This is a genomic window from Pseudomonas sp. AC255 (assembly GCF_979258175.1).
This window is the reverse complement of sequence record NZ_OZ409841.1, coordinates 3987007-4005274: the sequence shown is the minus strand read 5'-3', so window position 1 is coordinate 4005274 and position 18268 is coordinate 3987007. Positions and strand designations below refer to the sequence as shown.

At 59.2% G+C, this 18268-nt stretch carries 20 protein-coding genes and 1 pseudogene; 19 read left to right on the top strand and 2 right to left on the bottom strand.

The features are described 5' to 3' along the window. Positions 1-353: 353 nt before the first annotated feature. Together fdxA and mutS are read right to left on the bottom strand one after the other, a co-directional pair. Complete coding sequence (fdxA, locus tag ACZZ0K_RS18285) at positions 354-677, bottom strand: ferredoxin FdxA (protein ID WP_056783233.1); 324 nt, start codon at positions 675-677, stop codon at positions 354-356. A gap of 163 nt (positions 678-840) precedes the next feature. After that, the gene (gene mutS / locus ACZZ0K_RS18280; protein ID WP_041478113.1) at positions 841-3423 is read right to left on the bottom strand and encodes a DNA mismatch repair protein MutS; all 2583 of its coding nucleotides are present in this window, start codon (positions 3421-3423) and stop codon (positions 841-843) included. A 202-nt stretch (positions 3424-3625) separates the two neighbouring features. On the opposite strand from mutS, the gene ACZZ0K_RS18275 reads away from it, so the two are divergent. The 19 genes and pseudogenes from ACZZ0K_RS18275 to ACZZ0K_RS18185 all read left to right on the top strand — a co-directional run bounded on the left by ACZZ0K_RS18275 (position 3626) and on the right by ACZZ0K_RS18185 (position 18223). Then, complete coding sequence (locus ACZZ0K_RS18275; RefSeq protein WP_056783238.1) at positions 3626-4369, top strand: LexA family transcriptional regulator; 744 nt, start codon at positions 3626-3628, stop codon at positions 4367-4369. A 337-nt stretch (positions 4370-4706) separates the two neighbouring features. Further along, on the top strand, positions 4707-5372 hold the full coding sequence (locus ACZZ0K_RS18270; RefSeq protein ID WP_463559248.1) for a hypothetical protein: 666 nt from the start codon (positions 4707-4709) through the stop codon (positions 5370-5372). Between the two features lie 94 nt (positions 5373-5466). Continuing rightward, entirely contained in the window at positions 5467-5805 is a 339-nt protein-coding gene (locus ACZZ0K_RS18265; protein WP_041478110.1) for a phage holin family protein, read from the top strand. Between the two features lie 70 nt (positions 5806-5875). Beyond that, positions 5876-6397, top strand: coding sequence for a hypothetical protein (locus ACZZ0K_RS18260; RefSeq protein WP_258707671.1), 522 nt, complete (start codon positions 5876-5878; stop codon positions 6395-6397). A 3-nt stretch (positions 6398-6400) separates the two neighbouring features. Beyond that, positions 6401-7008 (top strand): annotated as a pseudogene (locus ACZZ0K_RS18255) (phage baseplate assembly protein V). 14 nt (positions 7009-7022) lie between these two features. Next, positions 7023-7355 (top strand): phage baseplate protein, encoded by a 333-nt coding sequence (locus tag ACZZ0K_RS18250; RefSeq protein ID WP_130887793.1) that lies wholly within the window; start codon positions 7023-7025, stop codon positions 7353-7355. Next, positions 7352-8347 carry a baseplate J/gp47 family protein gene (locus tag ACZZ0K_RS18245; protein WP_258707673.1) on the top strand — a complete coding sequence of 332 codons (996 nt, stop codon included), beginning with the start codon at positions 7352-7354 and terminating at the stop codon, positions 8345-8347. The genes ACZZ0K_RS18250 and ACZZ0K_RS18245 overlap by 4 nt, the downstream gene beginning before the upstream one ends. Next, the gene (locus ACZZ0K_RS18240) at positions 8344-8979 is read left to right on the top strand and encodes a phage tail protein I (RefSeq protein WP_258707674.1); all 636 of its coding nucleotides are present in this window, start codon (positions 8344-8346) and stop codon (positions 8977-8979) included. The genes ACZZ0K_RS18245 and ACZZ0K_RS18240 overlap by 4 nt, the downstream gene beginning before the upstream one ends. Further along, positions 8980-11376, top strand: a complete 2397-nt coding sequence (locus ACZZ0K_RS18235; RefSeq protein WP_258707675.1) for a phage tail-collar fiber domain-containing protein — start codon at positions 8980-8982, stop codon at positions 11374-11376. A gap of 1 nt (position 11377) precedes the next feature. Continuing rightward, positions 11378-11806, top strand: coding sequence for a tail fiber assembly protein (locus ACZZ0K_RS18230; RefSeq protein WP_073475999.1), 429 nt, complete (start codon positions 11378-11380; stop codon positions 11804-11806). 102 nt (positions 11807-11908) lie between these two features. After that, positions 11909-12094 (top strand): hypothetical protein, encoded by a 186-nt coding sequence (locus tag ACZZ0K_RS18225; RefSeq protein ID WP_039762525.1) that lies wholly within the window; start codon positions 11909-11911, stop codon positions 12092-12094. 2 nt (positions 12095-12096) lie between these two features. Beyond that, positions 12097-13263: a phage tail sheath protein gene (locus ACZZ0K_RS18220; RefSeq protein WP_110645911.1), complete on the top strand. Its 1167-nt coding sequence runs from the start codon at positions 12097-12099 to the stop codon at positions 13261-13263. Next, positions 13263-13769, top strand: a complete 507-nt coding sequence (locus tag ACZZ0K_RS18215; RefSeq protein WP_039762530.1) for a phage major tail tube protein — start codon at positions 13263-13265, stop codon at positions 13767-13769. Before ACZZ0K_RS18220 ends, ACZZ0K_RS18215 begins: the two co-directional genes overlap by 1 nt. A gap of 152 nt (positions 13770-13921) precedes the next feature. Next, positions 13922-14503: a phage tail assembly protein gene (locus ACZZ0K_RS18210; protein ID WP_258707676.1), complete on the top strand. Its 582-nt coding sequence runs from the start codon at positions 13922-13924 to the stop codon at positions 14501-14503. Between the two features lie 202 nt (positions 14504-14705). Next, complete coding sequence (locus tag ACZZ0K_RS18205; RefSeq protein WP_463559783.1) at positions 14706-16178, top strand: phage tail tape measure protein; 1473 nt, start codon at positions 14706-14708, stop codon at positions 16176-16178. A 38-nt stretch (positions 16179-16216) separates the two neighbouring features. Next, complete coding sequence (locus ACZZ0K_RS18200; RefSeq protein ID WP_463559247.1) at positions 16217-16603, top strand: hypothetical protein; 387 nt, start codon at positions 16217-16219, stop codon at positions 16601-16603. After that, positions 16603-16986: a phage tail protein gene (locus tag ACZZ0K_RS18195; protein ID WP_258707678.1), complete on the top strand. Its 384-nt coding sequence runs from the start codon at positions 16603-16605 to the stop codon at positions 16984-16986. The genes ACZZ0K_RS18200 and ACZZ0K_RS18195 overlap by 1 nt, the downstream gene beginning before the upstream one ends. Next, positions 16979-17191 (top strand): tail protein X, encoded by a 213-nt coding sequence (locus ACZZ0K_RS18190; protein ID WP_095180504.1) that lies wholly within the window; start codon positions 16979-16981, stop codon positions 17189-17191. The genes ACZZ0K_RS18195 and ACZZ0K_RS18190 overlap by 8 nt, the downstream gene beginning before the upstream one ends. Positions 17192-17200: 9 nt before the next feature. Further along, a complete protein-coding gene (locus ACZZ0K_RS18185; RefSeq protein ID WP_258707679.1) occupies positions 17201-18223 on the top strand; it encodes a phage late control D family protein in 1023 nt (340 codons plus the stop codon). Positions 18224-18268: the final 45 nt, after the last annotated feature.

Below are 18268 nucleotides of genomic sequence, written 5' to 3'. Positions count from 1 at the left end.
TTTTACACTTCGGTGGAAGGCGATCGCGCTCACTTACAGTGAGCAACCTTTTGATTTTATTAATTATTTCGTAAATGTTATGTCCTTGTGACAGAGCGCGCGTACGCCGAGGGCCAATTGCTCGTCTCCAGAAACTCTCTAATATCTCAACTGTGTCGACGGACAGACACGCCCTTCACGGAAGAGGGGAACGGACATCGCAGGAGGCGATTCATCAGGACGATGAAAAGGAATACAGGGAATAGGGAAAAAATGTGGGCGGGTCATACCGCCCCTTTTTTCGTCTGCAGAAAAGCAGAATCTGCAAAAGCAAAAAGGCCCGCAAGGGGCCTTTCAGTCGAGCGCGGGGTAGATCAGCGTTCGAGGTGTTTGATCTTGTTCGGCTGGCCATCCCACTCTTCGGCATCCGGCAGCGATTCTTTTTTCTCGGTGATGTTCGGCCAGATATCCGCCAGCTCGGCATTGAGCTCGATGAAGTTTTCCATGCCGCTTGGGATCTCGTCTTCCGAGAAGATCGCCACAGCCGGGCATTCTGGTTCACACAGCGCGCAGTCGATGCACTCGTCCGGGTGAATCACCAGGAAGTTCGGGCCTTCGTAAAAGCAGTCCACCGGACAGACTTCTACGCAGTCGGTGTACTTGCACTTGATGCAGTTGTCGGTGACGACGAAGGTCATTTCTAATTTTCTCCTCAGGCGGCGGCAGCGTTGCCCCTTCACGGTTGGGGTCGCCAGGTTCGGGAGCGATACCTGCTGACCAGGCTATGAGCCAGCAGCATCCCGAACCGCGCGAGATTCTAACAGCTTGAAGCGAATTGCGTTATATCCGCTTCTTCAGTGCTTATATCCGGTTCTTCAGTGCATAGAGCATTTCCAGCGCTCGACGTGGCGTCATGTCGTCCAGATCGACCTTGGCCAATTCATCGAGCACCGGATGTGGCAGTGAGGCGAACATATCGCTTTGCTGCGGTGTCGACGGCTTGCCCTTGGCTGCCGGTTTCGGCGCTTCGTGGGGCAAGGCGGTATCTTCCAGGCGACTCAGATGCTCCCGCGCTCGCAGAATCACCTCGCTCGGCACGCCGGCCAGTTGTGCCACCGCCAAGCCATAGCTCTGGCTGGCAGGCCCGGGCAGAACGTGGTGCAGGAACACGATCCGTTCGTTGTGCTCGGTCGCGTTGAGGTGGACGTTGGCCACCAACGGCTCGGCTTCCGGCAACACGGTCAGTTCGAAGTAGTGCGTAGCGAACAGCGTATAGGCACGCAGATGGGCCAAGCGCTCGGCCGCCGCCCATGCCAGCGACAGACCGTCAAAGGTGCTGGTACCGCGCCCGACTTCGTCCATCAGCACCAGACTGCGCTCGGTGGCGTTATGCAGGATATTGGCGGTTTCGCTCATCTCGACCATGAAGGTCGAGCGACCGCCGGCCAGATCATCGCTTGAGCCGATACGGGTGAAGATGCGGTCGACCAGCGACAACTCGCAACTGGCGGCCGGCACGAAACTGCCAATATGCGCTAGCAACACGATCAACGCGGTTTGCCGCATGTAAGTGGATTTACCGCCCATGTTCGGGCCGGTGATGACCAGCATGCGCGTGTTGTCATCCAGGCTCAGATCGTTGGCCACGAACGGCGTGGTCAGCACTTGCTCGACCACAGGGTGACGACCCTGGGTGATGCGCATGCACGGCTCGCTGACGAAACGCGGGCAATTGAGGTCGAGATTCAGCGCACGCTCGGCAAGGTTGCTCAGCACATCCAGTTCGGCCAAGGCGCCGGCGGTGTCCTGCAGCGGTGGCAGCTGGCTGATCAAGTCTTCGAGCAGCGCCTCGTAAAGCATTTTTTCCCGGGCCAGCGCGCGGCTCTTGGCGGAAAGTGCCTTGTCTTCGAATTCTTTCAGCTCAGGTGTGATGAAGCGCTCGGCGCCTTTGAGCGTCTGCCGGCGGATGTAGTCGGCCGGCGCCGATTCGGCCTGCTTGCTCGGCAGTTCGATGAAGTAGCCGTGGATACGGTTGTAGCCGACTTTGAGGTTGGCCAGACCAGTACGGGCTTTCTCCCGGGCTTCGAGATCGATGAGGAACTGGCCGGCGTTTTCGCTCAACGATTGCAGTTCGTCGAGCTCACTGTCGTAACCGGTTTTCAGCACACCGCCGTCGCGGATCACCGCAGGCGGGTTGTCGATAATGGCTTTTGCCAGCAGCGCCGCCAGTTCCGGGTAAGTGCTGGTGGTAGCCGCCAGATGCTGCAGGTGCGGCGCTTCCAGATCGGTCATCGCCACTTGCAGTTCGGGCAGTGCGCCGAGTGCATCGCGCAGACGCGCAAGGTCACGTGGTCGCGCATTGCGCAGACCGATACGCGCCAGAATCCGCTCGATATCGCCGATTTCCTTGAGCTGCGGTTGCAGCTTTTCGAAGCGGTAGCCGTCGAGCAGGCAGCGGATCGAGGTCTGACGCGCCAGCAACACGGTGAGATCGCGCAACGGCCGGTTCAGCCAACGAGTCAGCAAGCGGCTGCCCATGGCGGTCTGGCAGCGATCGACCACCGATTGCAGGGTGTTATCGCGGCCGCCGGCCAGATTGGTGTCGAGTTCCAGATTGCGCCGGCTGGCGCCGTCGAGCACCACGGTGTCATCGAGACGTTCGTGACGCAGGCTACGCAAATGGGGCAGGGCAGTGCGCTGGGTTTCCTTGGCGTAGGCCAAAAGGCAACCGGCAGCGCCAATGGCCAGGGTCAGGTTCTCGCAGCCGAAGCCTTTCAGGTCTTGGGTGGAAAACTGCTGGCAGAGACTTTTCAGCGCCGAATCACGCTCGAAATCCCACGGCGCGCGACGGCGTACGCCACGGCGTTTTTCCGCCGGCAGGTCTTTTGGCCAGTCATCCGGAATCAGCAATTCCACCGGGTTGACCCGCTCCAGTTCGGCGAGCAGGTTTTCCCAGCCTTTGATCTCGAGCACGGTGAAGTTGCCGCTGGTGATGTCCAGCACCGCCAGACCGAATAGACGCTCGTCGCCCAACACCGCTGCGATCAGGTTATCGCGGCGTTCATCCAGCAGCGCCTCGTCACTGACTGTCCCCGGCGTGATGATCCGTACGACCTGGCGCTCCACCGGGCCTTTGCTGGTGGCCGGGTCGCCGACTTGCTCGCAAATCACCACCGACTCGCCGAGCTTGACCAGTTTCGCCAGGTAACCTTCCGCCGCGTGGTAAGGAATCCCACACATCGGAATCGCCTGACCCGCCGACTGCCCGCGCGCGGTCAGGGTGATGTCCAGCAACTTGGCAGCTTTCTTCGCATCTTCGTAGAAGATTTCGTAAAAATCGCCCATGCGATAGAACATCAGCTGGTCAGGGTGCTGATTCTTCAGGCGCCAGTATTGCTGCATCATCGGAGTGTGGGAGGACAGGTCGGAGACGGCTTTATTCATCGGATTGTCGGGCAACTCGTTAAAAGATGTAGGGCAAAGCGCGGGCAGTGGCCGGGCTTTTCCGCGATGGGCGCAAGGTTACCATGGCCAGTCTGCCCGACGCAGGCGCTGCGGTCGGGTGAGCATTTATTGGCAGGGAAAAGTTGATCTATGCACGATTTATGCAAATCAGCATTTGTCTTCGCGAAAAACTTCAAGCACTATGCGCGTTATGCAAAAACGCAACGTTTCCTCCGTCTTAAGAGCACTGCTCGACCAGCACGGGATCTCCCCCACGGAGCTCCACCGTCGCACCGGCGTGCCTCAATCAACGCTCTCGCGGATTCTCAGCGGGAAGATTGTCGATCCTTCGGATAAACACATCTCGAAGATCGCTGAATATTTCAACGTCAGCACCGATCAGTTGCGCGGGCGCGCGGATGTCGCGCCAACGGCGGCCGGCACGCGCGCTGACGTGCATGCGGAACTCAAGGATATAAGCCTGTGGGACGACGACACCCCTGTCGATGACGACGAGGTGTCGGTGCCCTTTCTACGTGAGGTTGAATTGGCTGCTGGATCAGGAAGATTCGTCATCGAAGAGAGCGAGCGCTCAAGCCTGCGCTTCGGCAAGCGCAGCCTGCGCCACAACGGTGTGCAGTTCGACCAGGCCAAGTGTGTGACAGTACGCGGCAACAGCATGTTGCCGGTTCTGCGCGATGGCGCCACCGTCGGCGTCAATGCCGGCAAGTGCGGCATCGGCGACATCATCGATGGCGACCTGTATGCGATCAATCACAATGGTCAGCTGCGCGTGAAGCAACTCTATCGTTTGCCCACCGGTATCCGTCTGCGCAGCTTCAATCGCGATGAGCATCCGGACGAGGACTACAGCTTCCAGGAAATCCAGGAAGAGCAGATCGTTATCCTTGGTCACGTCTTCTGGTGGGGCATGTACGCCCGCTAGCCCCTTTCGATTCAACTGAAACCTGCCCCCCGGCAGGTTTTTTTCGCCTGCAGAAATCTCCCCACCCCTCGGCCCGCTTGGGTTTCATGCATATGCGCAAATTTAATGCATAAATAAATGCATTTACGCATTGACTGTATATGCATCAATGCATATTCTTGCCACCAAGCCGCTCGACAAAGCGGCTGGCAAGACAAGCTCTTTAGTTCCACAAGAACAGGCAGCGATGAACCGGCCTCAACGGTTCAGAGGGTTGGCAACTGACCCGGGTGTGCAGCGTAAAGCACCAGAAGCAGTTATCCGGCGGGCAGGGACCGCGGTCGGAAAAACAATCTGAATGGACTCGTACCGCGCCAGTAGCGCCGAAAAGTCAGCTTCCTTCTCGAACACAGGATTTGAAGGGAGGCGAAGGAGCGCATTACTGAAAAGCCCGGTGTACAAGCGCCGGGCTTTTGGAATGCCTGCCTCGGTTGCGGCAAGCATTGTCTGGCCAAGTGTGAAGCTAAATCAGCAGCACTGGCTGAAACCCGTCAAAAAGGAAATTGAGATGAACCGTTATGTCCTGACTATTTCGCCTAGTAACACCATTGTCGTTCTTCAGGTGCTGGACACTGAGGGAGAGCCGCCTGCAATCCCTGCCAATGAACCTTACTCAGTGTGGCGTAATGTCACCGGTGACACCACCGCACAGCCGGGATACAAATTGCAACCAGGCCCTTACGGCGAGACTTTTTTGCCTCTCGAACCCGATGAAATGGACCGTGTCGTCCAAGGCCGCCTGCAACAACGCTTTGACAAAGTCGAGCAGTTCCTGAAGTTCAACCCACTGCAGTACAAAGTGGACCTGGCAGTCGCCACTCCAGAAGAGTGGTCGCAATTGCGTGCCATCAAACAGTATTACCTCGACGTCTGCGGCAGAACACCTTTCCCGAAGTCATCTGGCCGATCGCGCCATTCTGATCGCTGCGCTTTGCAACGCTTGATCGCGAAAGAGCATTGCTGAAAAGCCTGGCCCCGCCGGGCTTTTGGAATGCCTGCCTCAAGAGAAACCGTTTGAACCCAACCCATCACTCATCAATCACCCACGGAGGCGTGACATGACAAACGAGCAACAAGCGTTGGCGGACATGCCGATCTGGCTGGTCATCCTCCTTGCCGTCGTTGGCGGGGTGTCCGGCGAAATGTGGCGCGCCGACAAGGAGGGCGCCCGTGGCTGGTCGTTGGTAAGGCGTCTGGCCTTACGTTCCGGTGCCTGCATGATCTGCGGCGTGTCGGCGATCATGCTGCTGTATGCCGCCGGCATGTCGATCTGGGCCGCTGGCGCTTTTGGCTGCCTGACGGCGATGGCCGGCGCTGATGTCGCCATAGGCCTTTACGAACGCTGGGCGGCCAAGCGTATCGGCGTCTGCGAAGTGCCGCCGCGCGACCTCCCTTAACCCTGAATATTTTCCGTGCCGCCATGTTGGCGGCAGGGCTGCGCGTGGACGATTGAAAAGGAGGTCATGTATGCCCACACCGATCCAGCAGCCGTCGCAACTGTTTACAGCCATCGCGACGTCACTGCGCAACACCGCCGGCCTCAACCTCACCGTCGGCAACCATGATGATTTCACTGCACCGGGCGATCAGGCCTGGGTGCTGATCGACTTCGACCGCAATGGACCCGGGGTGCGCGCCGCTGACGGGCGAATTGCTCATGTCATGACGGTCTCTCTGCAAGTCATCCCGGCCCTTGCCGCCAGTGCATTTGCAGCGTGCGATCTGATCGCCGTGCTGAAAAACCTGATCACCGACAACCGCTGGGGATTGCCCGGCGATCAATGCGATCTACCGATGAATATCGATGGCTTGCCGTCATTGCTCATCCGTGGCGATCAGCAATACAAAACCTGGACCCTGGCGTTCAACCAGACACTCTACCTCGGCCCGACCTTGCTCGACGATCCGCTGGGCATGCCGAAATTCGCTCTCACCTGGGAAGTCAGCAACATCGACGACCCGGACCAGTACACCGCGCTGGAGGGCTGACCGATGTTCGATGCATTACTGCGCATGCAACTCGGCCCGATCATTGAGCGTCTGGCGGAAATGGAAGCGGAAATCGAAGACTTGCACCGCCGCGCCGAGAGTTTCTGTCGCATTGGTATCTGCCAGTCAGTTGATGCGGCGAGCAATACCTGCCAAGTCAGCCATGGTGGATTGCTCACCCCAGCGATCAAGTTCTTCAACCCCAGCGCTGGTGCGCAAAGTGAATCGCGCATCCCGACGGTGGGCGAGCAGTGCCTGCTGTTCAACTATGGCAGCGGTGAAAGCGGTGCGCAGAGTGTCGCGTTGTTCGGATTGAACAGTGACCGTTTCCCCCGGCCTCGACTGTGCCGACGCTGACCCGTCGGGTACATCAGGACGGCAGCGAAAGCGGTTACGACGACGCCAGCCACGCCTTGCACTGGCTCAACGGCCCAACGCAATTCCAAGGGTCTCGCGAGTCGCTCGAACTGAGCATCGGCCCTGCACGTCTGGCCATGACGCCACAACTGATCACCCTGCAACTGGGCGCCGTCGGCCTGAGTATCGACGCCTCTGGCGTGCACTTCAGCGGCCCCTTGGTCGACCACCAGGGCCGCGTCATCAGCCCCTGATTCAAGAGCCTCCCATGATCGGAATCGATAGAGACAGCGGGGCCACGGTCGACGACTGGCTGCAATTCGTGCAGCGCGCGACCCGAGCCCTGACCACACCGCTGGGCACTCGGCAAAAACGGCCCTTGTACGGTTCGCTGATTCCCACTCTCCTCGGGCAGAACCTCGGTGACGACATTCTGCTTCTGGCACAGAGCCACGCCGCCCAAGCGTTCTACAACTCGCAAAACGGCATCGACGATTTTCAGCCGCAAGTAATTGTCGCCAGTCGTCACGGCGACGGCCTGCTGCTGCGCTTCGCCGGCACCTGGAAAAACCGCCAACAAACCTTCGAGGTGGTGACATGAGCATGCTGATCCCCGGCCAGAACCAACTGGCCGAACCCGCGCTGATCACGGTTGAAGCGTTCGAAGATTTACTCAACGAGTTCAAAGCCTTCGTCGTCGAATACGTGGGGGCTCGTTCGCCGACCAGCGCCGTGAAACTCAAGGTGAGCCTGGAAAACGAAAGCGAATTGCTGACCCTCGCGCTAGAAGCGTTCTGCGTGCGTCTGCAAACCCATGAGCGCAAATACAACGCATGCATCAAACAGATGCTGGCATGGTGGGCGACCGGCAGCAATCTCGATGCGCGGCTGGCCGACATGGGGCTTGAGCGGCAACTGCTCGATCCCGGCGACCCGGCGGCATTCCCGCCAGTGCCGGCGATTTATGAAAGTGATGACGACGCTCGGTTGCGTTATTACCTGGCACCTCATGCACCGGCGGCGGGTTCGCGGATGCAGTATCGCCGCGAGGTGTTCACCCTCGGCGAGCGGCCCACGGTGCAGGTTGAGTCCACTGATTCCGGCGTGGTAAACGTCACCTACACCTTCGATCCCGACGGCCTCGCCGCGCAGGTCAAGGATGGCAACGGGCGTCGCACTGCGCCGGGCGAAGTGCAAGTCACCGTGCTTTCTCGAGACGGCGATGGCACGCCTTCCGAAGCATTGCTCGAGGGCGTCCGTCAGCACTTTGCTCGTCCAGACGTGCGCCCGGAAACCGACCTCGTTACCGTCAAGGCTGCCGAGATCCAGCGCTACAAAATCCGCGTAATTGCCAAGATCAATTCCGGCCCTGATTCGGGCCTGACCAGGGTCGCGGCGCAAGCACAATTGCAAGCGTATGCCGACAGTTGCCATCGCCTCGAAGGCCGGGTCGATCCGAGCTGGATCGACTACACGCTGCACAGCGCCGGCGCCGTGCAACTGCAGATTCTCGAACCGCTGACGCCGATCGTGACCACCGCGTTTCAGGCGCCGTATTGCACAGCGGTTGAAGTCGAGGTGCTGACGCTATGACTGAAAAAACTCAGCGGCCAACCTTGCTTCCGGCCAACAGCTCGGCCCTCGAACGCGGACTGGATCTGGGCTTCGACGCCTTGCTCGATCGCATCGCGCCGCCGTTCCCGGAACTGATGAACCCCGCAGAAACCCCGGTTGCCTTTCTGCCGTATCTGGCGGCGGATCGCGGTGTTGCCGAATGGAGCAGCGCCGCACCGGAGGCGGAAAAACGCCTGACCGTCGAACTGGCCTGGCCCACCGCGCGTCAGGCCGGCACTCGCAAGGCGCTGGAAAACGCCGCCAAGGGTTTGCAATTAAGACCCGAGATCCGCGCCTGGTACGAACAGACACCGCCCGGCGCGCCGTACAGCTTTTCCGTGCGTGCCTTCAGCGACCAACCCTACAGCGAAGAAATCGATACACGTCTCGACCGCCGTCTGGCCGATGCGAAAAGCGAGAGGGACGTTCTCTCCGTGTCGGTGGGTTTGAGCGCATTCGGCAGTCACGTCATTGGTGCTGCGACGTTTTGCGGCGAACTGACCACGGTTTATCCGGTGTTCATCGAAGGGCTCGAAACCTCTGGCGAGGCGTTCATGGCTGCCGGCATGTACACCGTCGAAACATCCACTATTTATCCTCAGGGGGCCTGAATGGCTGACTATTACACCCTGCTCACCAACGCAGGGATTGCCTACGAAACGGCGTGCAAGGCTGCGGGTGTGCCGATCAAGTTGACGCAGATTTCGGTCGGCGACGGCGGCGGCGCGGTCTACAACCCGGCTGCCACCGCGACCGCGCTGAAACGCGAAGTCTGGCGCGGACCGCTCAACGCACTGTTCCAGGATGAGAAAAACCCGAGCTGGCTGCTCGCCGAAGTCACTATCCCGCCGGACGTCGGCGGCTGGTATGTGCGTGAAGCCGGGCTGTGGACCGACACCGGCATTCTCTACGCTATCGTCAAATACCCGGAGTCGTTCAAACCGGTGCTAGCGACGTCGGGTTCAGGTAAAGAGTTTTATATCCGCTCGATTTTCGAGACCAGCAATGCGTCGCTGGTGACCTTGTTGATTGATGACACGGTGGTCAAGGCTACTCGTGCGTGGGTCATGAGTTATCTGGCTGAAGAACTCGGCAAACTTGATGGCAAGCAGTCGGTGCGCGTTGCGGCGACTGGCAATGTCGTGATGAACAGCGCGCAGCAGATTGATGGTGTGGCAGTGATCGCCGGCGATCGTGTGTTGCTGCCGAGCCAGACGCTGGCCAAGGACAACGGCTTGTGGATCGTTGCCAATGGCGACTGGGTGCGGGCAACGGATGCCAATAGCAGCGCCAAGGTCACACCGGGCCTGACGGTCATGGTGGAGGAGGGCGTAGCGAATGGAGATTCGCTGTGGCACCTGACCACCAATGCACCGATCACGCTTGGCACGACCGCGCTGACATTCAAGATGCTCGCAGGGCGCACCGGGATTGCTGCGGGAACTTACAAGAGCCTGACTGTTGATGAATATGGTCGCGCGACGGCTGGGGCCAATCCGGAAACGCTGGCTGGGTTTGGCATCAAGGATTCGTACACCAAGGCTGAAGTTGAGGCGTTGATCGCCAAGGCTTCCGCGTTGCCAGTTGGATCGATTGTGGCGTTTCCGGTTGATGCGCCGCCGCCGGGCTTTCTGGAGCTGGATAACAGCGTCAAGAGCAGTGCGACTTATCCGGACTTGAGTGCTTATCTGGGTGGCAAGTTCAACAAGGGGGATGAGGGGGTTGGTAACTTCCGGCTGCCGGAGGCGCGTGGGGAGTTTTTGCGCGGTTGGGATCATGGGCGGGGCGTCGACGCCGGACGGCAGGTCGGTACGCCTCAGCTAGACGCGATGCAGCGGCTGACCGGTGCGATTTCCGCCGCAGATTCTACGGGCATGGGGCAAATACTTAACGGCGTTTATGGTGGATCAAAATCCGGCGTGTCAAAGGGAGTGAATCCTGCTACGGACGCTTACACTTCTATAGATTTCGACAACGCTCGGCAAGCGCGAACAGCGTCAGAAAACCGCCCTCGCAACCTTGCCGTCATGTGGTGTATCAAAGCCTGGAACGCTCCGGTCAACCAAGGAAACATTGACGTAGCGGCCCTCGTAAAAGAGGTTTCCCGTCTTGGCGCTGCAGTACCAGTTGGTGCGGTCATGGCTTTCCCTACGGGAATTGTGCCTCCCGGATTTCTGGAACTAGATGGGAGTGTGCAAAGCTCTGCGACCTATCCGGATCTGGCGGTTTACCTGGGCTCTACCTACTTGAGGGGTGATGAGGGCGCGGGCAATTTCCGTTTGCCAGACTCACGCGGTGAGTTTCTCCGCGGGTGGGATCATGCGCGTGGAATAGACCAGGGACGGAACATTGGCAGCTATCAGGCTGGTACAAAAACTCAAGGCGACAATGGAGATGCTCCGGCCGTTCAAGGGATTGGCAACTCCAATGCGATTGACGCTGACCCCGCGCCGGACTTCAAAGGCGATATTTACTACACAACCACAGGCGCAACAGTCGGCAGCTTCACTGGCTCGTACTGGAAAACCGTCCGTCCGCGCAACTTGGCTGTCATGTGGTGCATCAAAGCCTGGAACGCACCGATCAATCAGGGAAACATTGATATCGCTGCGTTCTCAGCTCTGGCACAACAAGCCTCTGAAATCAATCAAGGCACAGCGAAAGTTGCCACCCAAAGCCAAGTAAATTCGAGCTCGGATGACAGTGTCATTGTTACGCCGAAGAAGCTGCGTTTTGGCTTCGAGGCCAGTCTCGCGCCCAATGGATACATTGTGTTCCCGTCGTGGCTGGGAGGTCTCATGTTGCAATGGGGCCAAGCCTCCATCCAGGGAACAACGCAGACCTTTAATTATCCGACTGCGTTTCGTTCACAGGTTTACCAGATGGTGGCGACAGATGCGGGAAGCGGTGCCCATTCGCTGGGAGCAACGGCGATAACCCTGACGTCTTTCACAGCTTACGGAAATGTCGCAACGACGAACTTTCGTTATATCGCAATAGGTGCATGACATGCGTTATTACAGTAAGGCAACCGGCAGTACTTATCTGGACAGCCTGCACAGCAAAATGCCTGATGACGTAGTTCCGATTACGGAAGATCGTTACCTGGAAGTTTTTGCCAACCGGCCGTTGGGCAAGGTTTGCGGCCATGATCAAAAAGGGCTGCCAATTCTGATTGATATTCCCGCGTTAACGCCAGTCGAGAGAGCCGAGCAAGAACGCGGTTGGCGAGACGAGCAGATCAGCGCGATCCTGTGGCTGCGTGAACGTCACCGCGACCAACTTGATCTGAATCAGTCGTCCACCCTGACGGCTGACCAGTTCAATGAGTTGCTGAACTACATTCGGCAATTGCGAGACTGGCCACAATCGTCGGATTTTCCGTTGACGCAAGCGCGTCCGGTCAAACCTGAATGGATCGCCAAACAGATCGAATAAACGCCCCGAATTCCGGGGCGTTTTCTTAACCCCTCAAACACCTCAACACCCGCCAAAGCCCCTCCCTCCCGAGGGGCTTTCCCGTTTATGGAGAAACGAAAAATGGCAACCCGCCAAACCTACACCGTGCTCGTCCCATTCCCCACCGGCGGTGGGCATTGGTCGAGCGTTGGTCAAGAACTCGATCTGCTCGATGTCGAGGCCAGTGCCTTGCACTTTGCCGGGCGACTTGAGCCGAAAACCCCTATCACCCAGGCCAAAAAGGCCGCTGCCAAGAAGGCTGACTGAACATGGCTGAGGTTCTGAACTTCGAGCACAACGGCATTACCGTCAATGCCACCGAATCCCCCGAGGCCATGGGTGGCCTGGGTGACAACGTCATCGGTCTGGTCGGCACCGCGCCGAAAGCCGATCCGCTGATTCCGCGTAACGCGCCGTTCCGCATCAACAGCTTCACCACTCACGCGTTGCTCGATCCGACCGGTTCGGAAGAGGGCACGCTGTACCACGCGGTTTACCAGATCCTCAAAGTGGTCAAGGTGCCGGTGTACGTAGTCATCGTCGAAGCAGGCGCGACGCCGGCCGACACGGTCAACAATGTGATCGGCGGTGTCGAGCCGGCGACTGGTCGCAAGCTGGGTCTGGCGGCGCTGGGCAGTGTCCCGGAAGACCTGACCATCATCGGCGCGCCGGGCTTTACCGGCAGCAAAGCGGTGGCCGGTGAGTTCGCCGCGTTCGGCAAGCGTATCAAGGCCCGTGTAGTGCTGGACGGCAAGGATGTCTCGGTGGCCGATCAGGTCCTGTACAGCCAGGAACTCGGCGGCGCCGAACTCGGTTTCGACCGTTGCCTGGTGGTGCACAACATGCCCGCCGTGTATTCGAAAGCGGCGAAGAAAAACGTCTTCCTGTCGCCCTCCAGTCTGGCGATTGCCGCGCTGGCCAAGGTCAAGCAATGGGAGAGCCCGGGCAACCAGGTGACTTTCGCCGAAGACGTTTCGCGGGTCGTCGAGTACAACATTCTCGACACGTCCACCGAAGGCGATCTGCTCAACCGTTACGGCGTCAGCTACTACGCCCGCACCGTGCTTGGCGGCTTCTCGCTGCTGGGTAACCGCTCGATCACCGGCAAGTTCATCAGCTACGTCGGCCTCGAGGATGCGATCAGCCGCAAGCTGGTCAAGGCCGGCCAGAAAGCCATGGCCAAGAACCTCACCAAATCCTTCATGGATCAGGAGGTCAAGCGCATCAACGACTGGCTGCAGACCCTGGTTGCCGATGAAACCATTCCCGGCGGCAGCGTGTATCTGCACCCGGAACTCAACAGCGTCGAGAAGTACAAGAACGGCACCTGGTACGTGGTCATCGACTACGGCCGCTACGCGCCGAACGAACACATGGTTTATCAACTCAACGCCCGCGATGAAATCATCGAGCAGTTCCTGGAGGACGTTCTCTAATGTTTACCAACCGCGTAAGACAGGCCATCGCGGCCACCCTGCAAGGCCTGCCGTTGTCGGCGACCGTTGAGGAATTCACCCCGCCGAAAATCGAATTCGACATGGAAGAGATGCGCGGCGGGCGCTTTATCGTCGAAGAAATGGCCAAGGGCGGCAAAGCGCTCGGCGCCAAGCTGACCCTGCAAGGCCTCGGCGCCGAAGTACTGCTGGCGCTGGGCGTGAAGCTCGGCGACGACATTCTGCTGAACGTGCGTGAAGCCGGTCAGGATCAGGACGGCAATACCTGGTTCACCTACCACACCGTCGGCGGCCAGTTGAAATCCCTTGAGGAAACCGCAGTGAAAATGGGCGAGAAGCCCAAGACCAATCTGGAACTGTCCTGCCGCACCTACAACCGCCTTGAAAACGGCGTGCCGGTGATCGACATCGACGTGCGCACGCAGAAGTTCGTGCTCAACGGCGTCGACATCCTCGGTGATGCACGGCGTGCGGTGTTGATGCCGTAAACCCCGGTTTACCGGCAAATCACAAAACCCTGTGGGAGCGAGCCTGCTCGCGAAAGCGGTCGTTCAGTTACATCAATTTCGAATGTGCCAAAGCCTTCGCGAGCAGGCTCGCTCCCACAGTGGATCTAAACGAATCACCAAGGAATTCATACATGCCGTGGATGCCACCCCAACACGAACTGCTGTCGCCGATCACCGGTGACGATGGCTCGCAGATCGCAACGATCCAGCTCAAACCGCTGTTCTACGCCGCACAAAAAGATGCGCTGGAACGCGCCGGCGATGACGAAGACGATCAGTTCTTCGAGCTGGCGCTGCTCGCCACCGGCCTGTCGGTCAAGGAACTCGATCAGCTCAAACGCCCGGACTACGTGAGCATCGCCCAGTACGTCCATGAGATGTCGACCCGGCCGAGTTCGGACTTTCTCGAACAGGTGGAAGACGGGAAAACCTCTGTCGATCCAGACGAGATTCAACTGTTGCAACCGCTCGCCGTCACCGGCCGCACCGTCGACTCGCTGAGCCTGGAAATGCCCGTGCTGCGCGCCACCAAAGTGATGAAGAAACTGAAGACGGCCAAGGAACGCGCCGAATTCATCACCGCCCACTGCACCGGCCTGATGATCCCCGATCTGGCCCACCTGACCGTCCCCGACTGGACGCAATTGCAGGTGCGCATCGACGATTTTTTAAACCAGCCGGCGGCCTACTTTCGGAACGCGACATCGAAGTAATCCTCGATATCGTCCCGCTCATTTACCCGGTAAGTGAAGCGGAGATTCTGGAATGGGACGCCGAAAAGGCGTTGCGCCGCTACGACATAGCGATCACTCGCCTTGGCGTGAAACAGGAGTAGAGCGGCATGGCAGAAAGCAAATTTGCGCCAATGAATGCCGATGAGCGGGGGGCGCAGCAACCGGTGATATCCGCTTGAACATGGCTGCGGCAAACCCCGGCCCCGGACCGATCATCGGCGATCAATATCCCCAGCTGAGTCAGGCGCTCGTCACCGCAAGTATCAGGATCGATGCGTTGACGACAGCGATCGATTCATTGCGATTGGCATTGTCCAACTTGCGGATGCTCTCGTTGAGTTCCACCGCAAACGGTGAAGCCACCAGCGCGTCGGCAGCGCCGGATGAGGCCGCCGAGCGGACCAAGGCACCAGAAAGTGTGAGGCCGGCGATTGACTTTTATTCGGCGGCGGCCGATCTGGGTAGCGCGGCACAATTGACGCCAGTGCAGGCCAACGAAATCGCACTGTCGAGCTTGATCATGGCCAGTAAGCCGATGGTGGCGGCGGGAGGCACCAGCGGTATCGAACTGATCAAGGTTGCAACGCTGGCCGCCGACTCAGGAATTGGCAATGAGCTGACCAACGCGTCGGACAAGTCTTTTGAGCTGCTCAACTTCGCCAGCGACGCTGCGGTCGTAGCGTCGGCACTCAAAATCCCAGCGATGGAAGTCGCCGAGATGATGACGGTGTGGCGCACCTCGATGAAGCTCACTCGCGATCAGGCGTTTGACCTCGCGGATGCGACACACCTGCTCGGCAAAATGCCGGGTGGCGTCAAGTCCGCCGACATCGGCGCCGTACTCAAGCAATCAGGCGAGGCGGCGCTCACTGCAGGCTTGCAGCCCGAGCAGGCCGCAGCGCTGTCGGCAGCCTTGCTCCGCAGCGGAACGGGCAAAGACGATGCCGGGCAGGCGTTGAAGAGCCTTTCAGCTGCCCTGGGCAAAGGTGACAGCGTCTCCGCCGCCGAGCGTGGCGCCTGGAAGCAGTTGGGACTTGATCCTGCTGCCGTGACCGCTGCAATGCATGACCCCGACAAGCAGAATGCCCAGGGTGCGCTGCTCTCGGTGCTTGCCGCGCTGCACGCAAAACCTGTCGAACAACGCGCCACGCTGGCGCGAACCCTGTTTGCTGACAGCGCCAATGCGGTGCAGTTGTTGGCGCAGAATCCGGGCGATGTCAACGAGGCCCTTTCGCAAGTAAAGGACAAAAGTCAGTACGCGACTTCGGTGATCGGTGAGCGGAGTTCGGTGCGCCAGTCTGCACTGGCACGCTCCAATTCCCCGCAAGGACAGTGGAATGCTCAGACTGCTCGAAACGAGCGCTTGGCTATCGCCAGCGCCCAGGCGGTGGCGCCCTCTCCTGAAGTGCTGAGCGTTGCCGGTGCCGGCATCGACAGGATAAGTGAATTCGCTGAGGACCATCCGACGATCACGGCGGGGGTCATTGTTTTGGGTTCAGCCCTGAAAAAGCTATTCGATCTTGTGTTGGACGCCGGTGTCGATGAGGCGAAAGACCGGTTGCGCAAACGGATACCTGGTAGCGCCCTGGCGAATCCCCCGATCTTTCGTCAACAGCAGATTCTGCATCGAGGCTCGCAGCGGACAAGCCGGTGACAGGGATTGCCAGTCTGGCTCCTGCGGCCGGTGCGGAAATGGCAATTGGCGAACGAGCATCATTGGTCGATACGCCGCACCTCGGGCCATCGACGGTTTCTCTGGAGGCTATTTCGCAGGCGATTCCGGCATCGAGCAGAAACGCGCAAACTGCTTTGAGTGAAAGACTTGCTATCACCGCGCCTGACACGCTTTCTGCGCCCGCCCAAGTGAGCAAGGATCTGGCGAGCGCCCATGCGTCTAACCAGCACGTGACCTACGCACCTTCGGTCCAGGTCTACTGCAGCGACCCCGGCAGCTCGGACAAGATCGGTATGTTGGTCGCGCAGCATCTGCAAAACCAGTTCATGCAAATGACCCCGCTGCTGACCAACAACCCCCTCGCCACCCGCCGCGACGCGGCCCTGACCGATGGAGTCGCCTGATGAAACAACAAATGGCATTGGGCAGTTTCATCTTCGGCCTGTCGCGCAACTTTGCGTACCACCAGTTGCTGCGCAAGTCTGACGGCGGCTGGACCGAGATACAGATCCTCACCAGCAAACCCAAGTCCAGCCAGACCGGACAGAAACCGGAAACCCTGACCATTACCGGCAAGTCGATGTACGCCGTAGCCATGGAGCGGCTCGATGAATTGCGAGCTTTGCAGGCGCTGCGTATCCCGCTGCCGTTGATCGACGGGATTGGTCGAAACTGGGGCCTGTGGCGGATCAGCAGCGTTCAGGAAACCCAGACCCAGATCATCGATGACGGTACGGCGATGGTAGTCGATTGGGTCATCGAACTAGCGGAGTTCAACAATGCGTAAAGCACGAAGCGTGGCCGGTGATTCGGTGAATCTGCTGCTCTACCGCGAAACCGGGCGCAGTGATGACGCTGCCGAAGAAGCGCTGTGGAAGCTCAACCCGACCCTGGCCGAACACGGGCCGATTCTGCCCGCCGGCGTCTGGATCGTGCTACCGGAACTGGATGTGAAACCCGCCGTGGTCAAAGCAGCGACGGCGTGGGATTAAGGAGGTTGAATGGCACTGGGATTTACGCCGGCAGTGAATATCTACGGGGCCAACGCGGCCCTGCTCAATCAGCGCCTGATCAGTTGGGAGCACATCGATGCCGCCGGTTTCGAGTCCGATCAGCTGACGCTGACCATCGATCTGGAGGGCCTTGAAGGGCTGCCGAGTCTGGGTGGAAAAATTGGCCTGCAAGTTGGTTATCGAGAAACCGCAATGGTCGACAAGGGCCAGTTCAAAGTGACGCGTCTGACGCCGACACTGTTTCCGTTTCGCCTCACCCTGGTGGCCACTGCGGCGCCATTCAGTAAGGATGATGAAACCGGCTTCAAGCAGCGCCGCACCGCCAGTCATGGGCCAACGACGCTGGGTGGATTATTTCGCAAGCTGGTGGAGTTGCACGGCTTTTCGCCTCGGGTCGCGCCTGAGATTTCGTTGATCCGCATCGAGCACATTGACCAGTCCAACGAAACTGATATGGGTTTCGTCACGCGGCTGGCGAAAAAATACAACGTCGTCGCCAAGCCGTATGGCGATGTCTATGTGCTGGCGCGGCCCGGGCAGACCAAGTCTTTGTCGGGGCAGATTCTGCCGGACGTGACGCTGTCGGTTACGCACAACAATCGCCCCGGTGATCACGCATTCATCAGCGCCACGCTGGAAGAATCGGCCCGCGAGCAGGCCAAGGGCTGCAAGACCTGTTTCTGGGACGCGGCGGCCGGGGTGTTGCGTTGGGTCGAGACGGGCGTAGCGCCGTTCAAGACGCTGCGCCAGAAGCAGCCCAGCGAAGCGGATGCCATCGCAGTAGGCGAGGGCGAAGTACGCAAGATGTTGCGCCAGAGGTACAAAGTGAAAATCACCTGCCCGGGGGATCCACGGCTCGCGGCCGAAGGGCTGGTATTGCTCGATGAGAGCTGGCCGGACTTCATGCGCGGACGCTGGTCGATCGACAAGGTCACCGCCAGCGGCAGTCGCGAGAACAGCTATCGCTGCCTGATTGATGCGTCGTGCCTGGATCCGAAGGCGGAACAGTAATCCTGAACCGAGTGCTTATTCCTGTGGGAGCGAGCCTGCTCGCGA

What these genes read in the sequence shown, in the direction of transcription:
- fdxA (WP_056783233.1), bottom strand. Translation starts at nt 677, where the DNA reads ATGACCTTCGTCGTCACCGACAACTGCATCAAGTGCAAGTACACCGAC.
- mutS (WP_041478113.1), bottom strand. Translation starts at nt 3,423, where the DNA reads ATGAATAAAGCCGTCTCCGACCTGTCCTCCCACACTCCGATGATGCAG.
- ACZZ0K_RS18275 (WP_056783238.1), top strand. Translation starts at nt 3,626, where the DNA reads ATGCGCGTTATGCAAAAACGCAACGTTTCCTCCGTCTTAAGAGCACTG.
- ACZZ0K_RS18270 (WP_463559248.1), top strand. Translation starts at nt 4,707, where the DNA reads ATGGACTCGTACCGCGCCAGTAGCGCCGAAAAGTCAGCTTCCTTCTCG.
- ACZZ0K_RS18265 (WP_041478110.1), top strand. Translation starts at nt 5,467, where the DNA reads ATGACAAACGAGCAACAAGCGTTGGCGGACATGCCGATCTGGCTGGTC.
- ACZZ0K_RS18260 (WP_258707671.1), top strand. Translation starts at nt 5,876, where the DNA reads ATGCCCACACCGATCCAGCAGCCGTCGCAACTGTTTACAGCCATCGCG.
- ACZZ0K_RS18250 (WP_130887793.1), top strand. Translation starts at nt 7,023, where the DNA reads ATGATCGGAATCGATAGAGACAGCGGGGCCACGGTCGACGACTGGCTG.
- ACZZ0K_RS18245 (WP_258707673.1), top strand. Translation starts at nt 7,352, where the DNA reads ATGAGCATGCTGATCCCCGGCCAGAACCAACTGGCCGAACCCGCGCTG.
- ACZZ0K_RS18240 (WP_258707674.1), top strand. Translation starts at nt 8,344, where the DNA reads ATGACTGAAAAAACTCAGCGGCCAACCTTGCTTCCGGCCAACAGCTCG.
- ACZZ0K_RS18235 (WP_258707675.1), top strand. Translation starts at nt 8,980, where the DNA reads ATGGCTGACTATTACACCCTGCTCACCAACGCAGGGATTGCCTACGAA.
- ACZZ0K_RS18230 (WP_073475999.1), top strand. Translation starts at nt 11,378, where the DNA reads ATGCGTTATTACAGTAAGGCAACCGGCAGTACTTATCTGGACAGCCTG.
- ACZZ0K_RS18225 (WP_039762525.1), top strand. Translation starts at nt 11,909, where the DNA reads ATGGCAACCCGCCAAACCTACACCGTGCTCGTCCCATTCCCCACCGGC.
- ACZZ0K_RS18220 (WP_110645911.1), top strand. Translation starts at nt 12,097, where the DNA reads ATGGCTGAGGTTCTGAACTTCGAGCACAACGGCATTACCGTCAATGCC.
- ACZZ0K_RS18215 (WP_039762530.1), top strand. Translation starts at nt 13,263, where the DNA reads ATGTTTACCAACCGCGTAAGACAGGCCATCGCGGCCACCCTGCAAGGC.
- ACZZ0K_RS18210 (WP_258707676.1), top strand. Translation starts at nt 13,922, where the DNA reads ATGCCGTGGATGCCACCCCAACACGAACTGCTGTCGCCGATCACCGGT.
- ACZZ0K_RS18205 (WP_463559783.1), top strand. Translation starts at nt 14,706, where the DNA reads ATGGCTGCGGCAAACCCCGGCCCCGGACCGATCATCGGCGATCAATAT.
- ACZZ0K_RS18200 (WP_463559247.1), top strand. Translation starts at nt 16,217, where the DNA reads ATGGCAATTGGCGAACGAGCATCATTGGTCGATACGCCGCACCTCGGG.
- ACZZ0K_RS18195 (WP_258707678.1), top strand. Translation starts at nt 16,603, where the DNA reads ATGAAACAACAAATGGCATTGGGCAGTTTCATCTTCGGCCTGTCGCGC.
- ACZZ0K_RS18190 (WP_095180504.1), top strand. Translation starts at nt 16,979, where the DNA reads ATGCGTAAAGCACGAAGCGTGGCCGGTGATTCGGTGAATCTGCTGCTC.
- ACZZ0K_RS18185 (WP_258707679.1), top strand. Translation starts at nt 17,201, where the DNA reads ATGGCACTGGGATTTACGCCGGCAGTGAATATCTACGGGGCCAACGCG.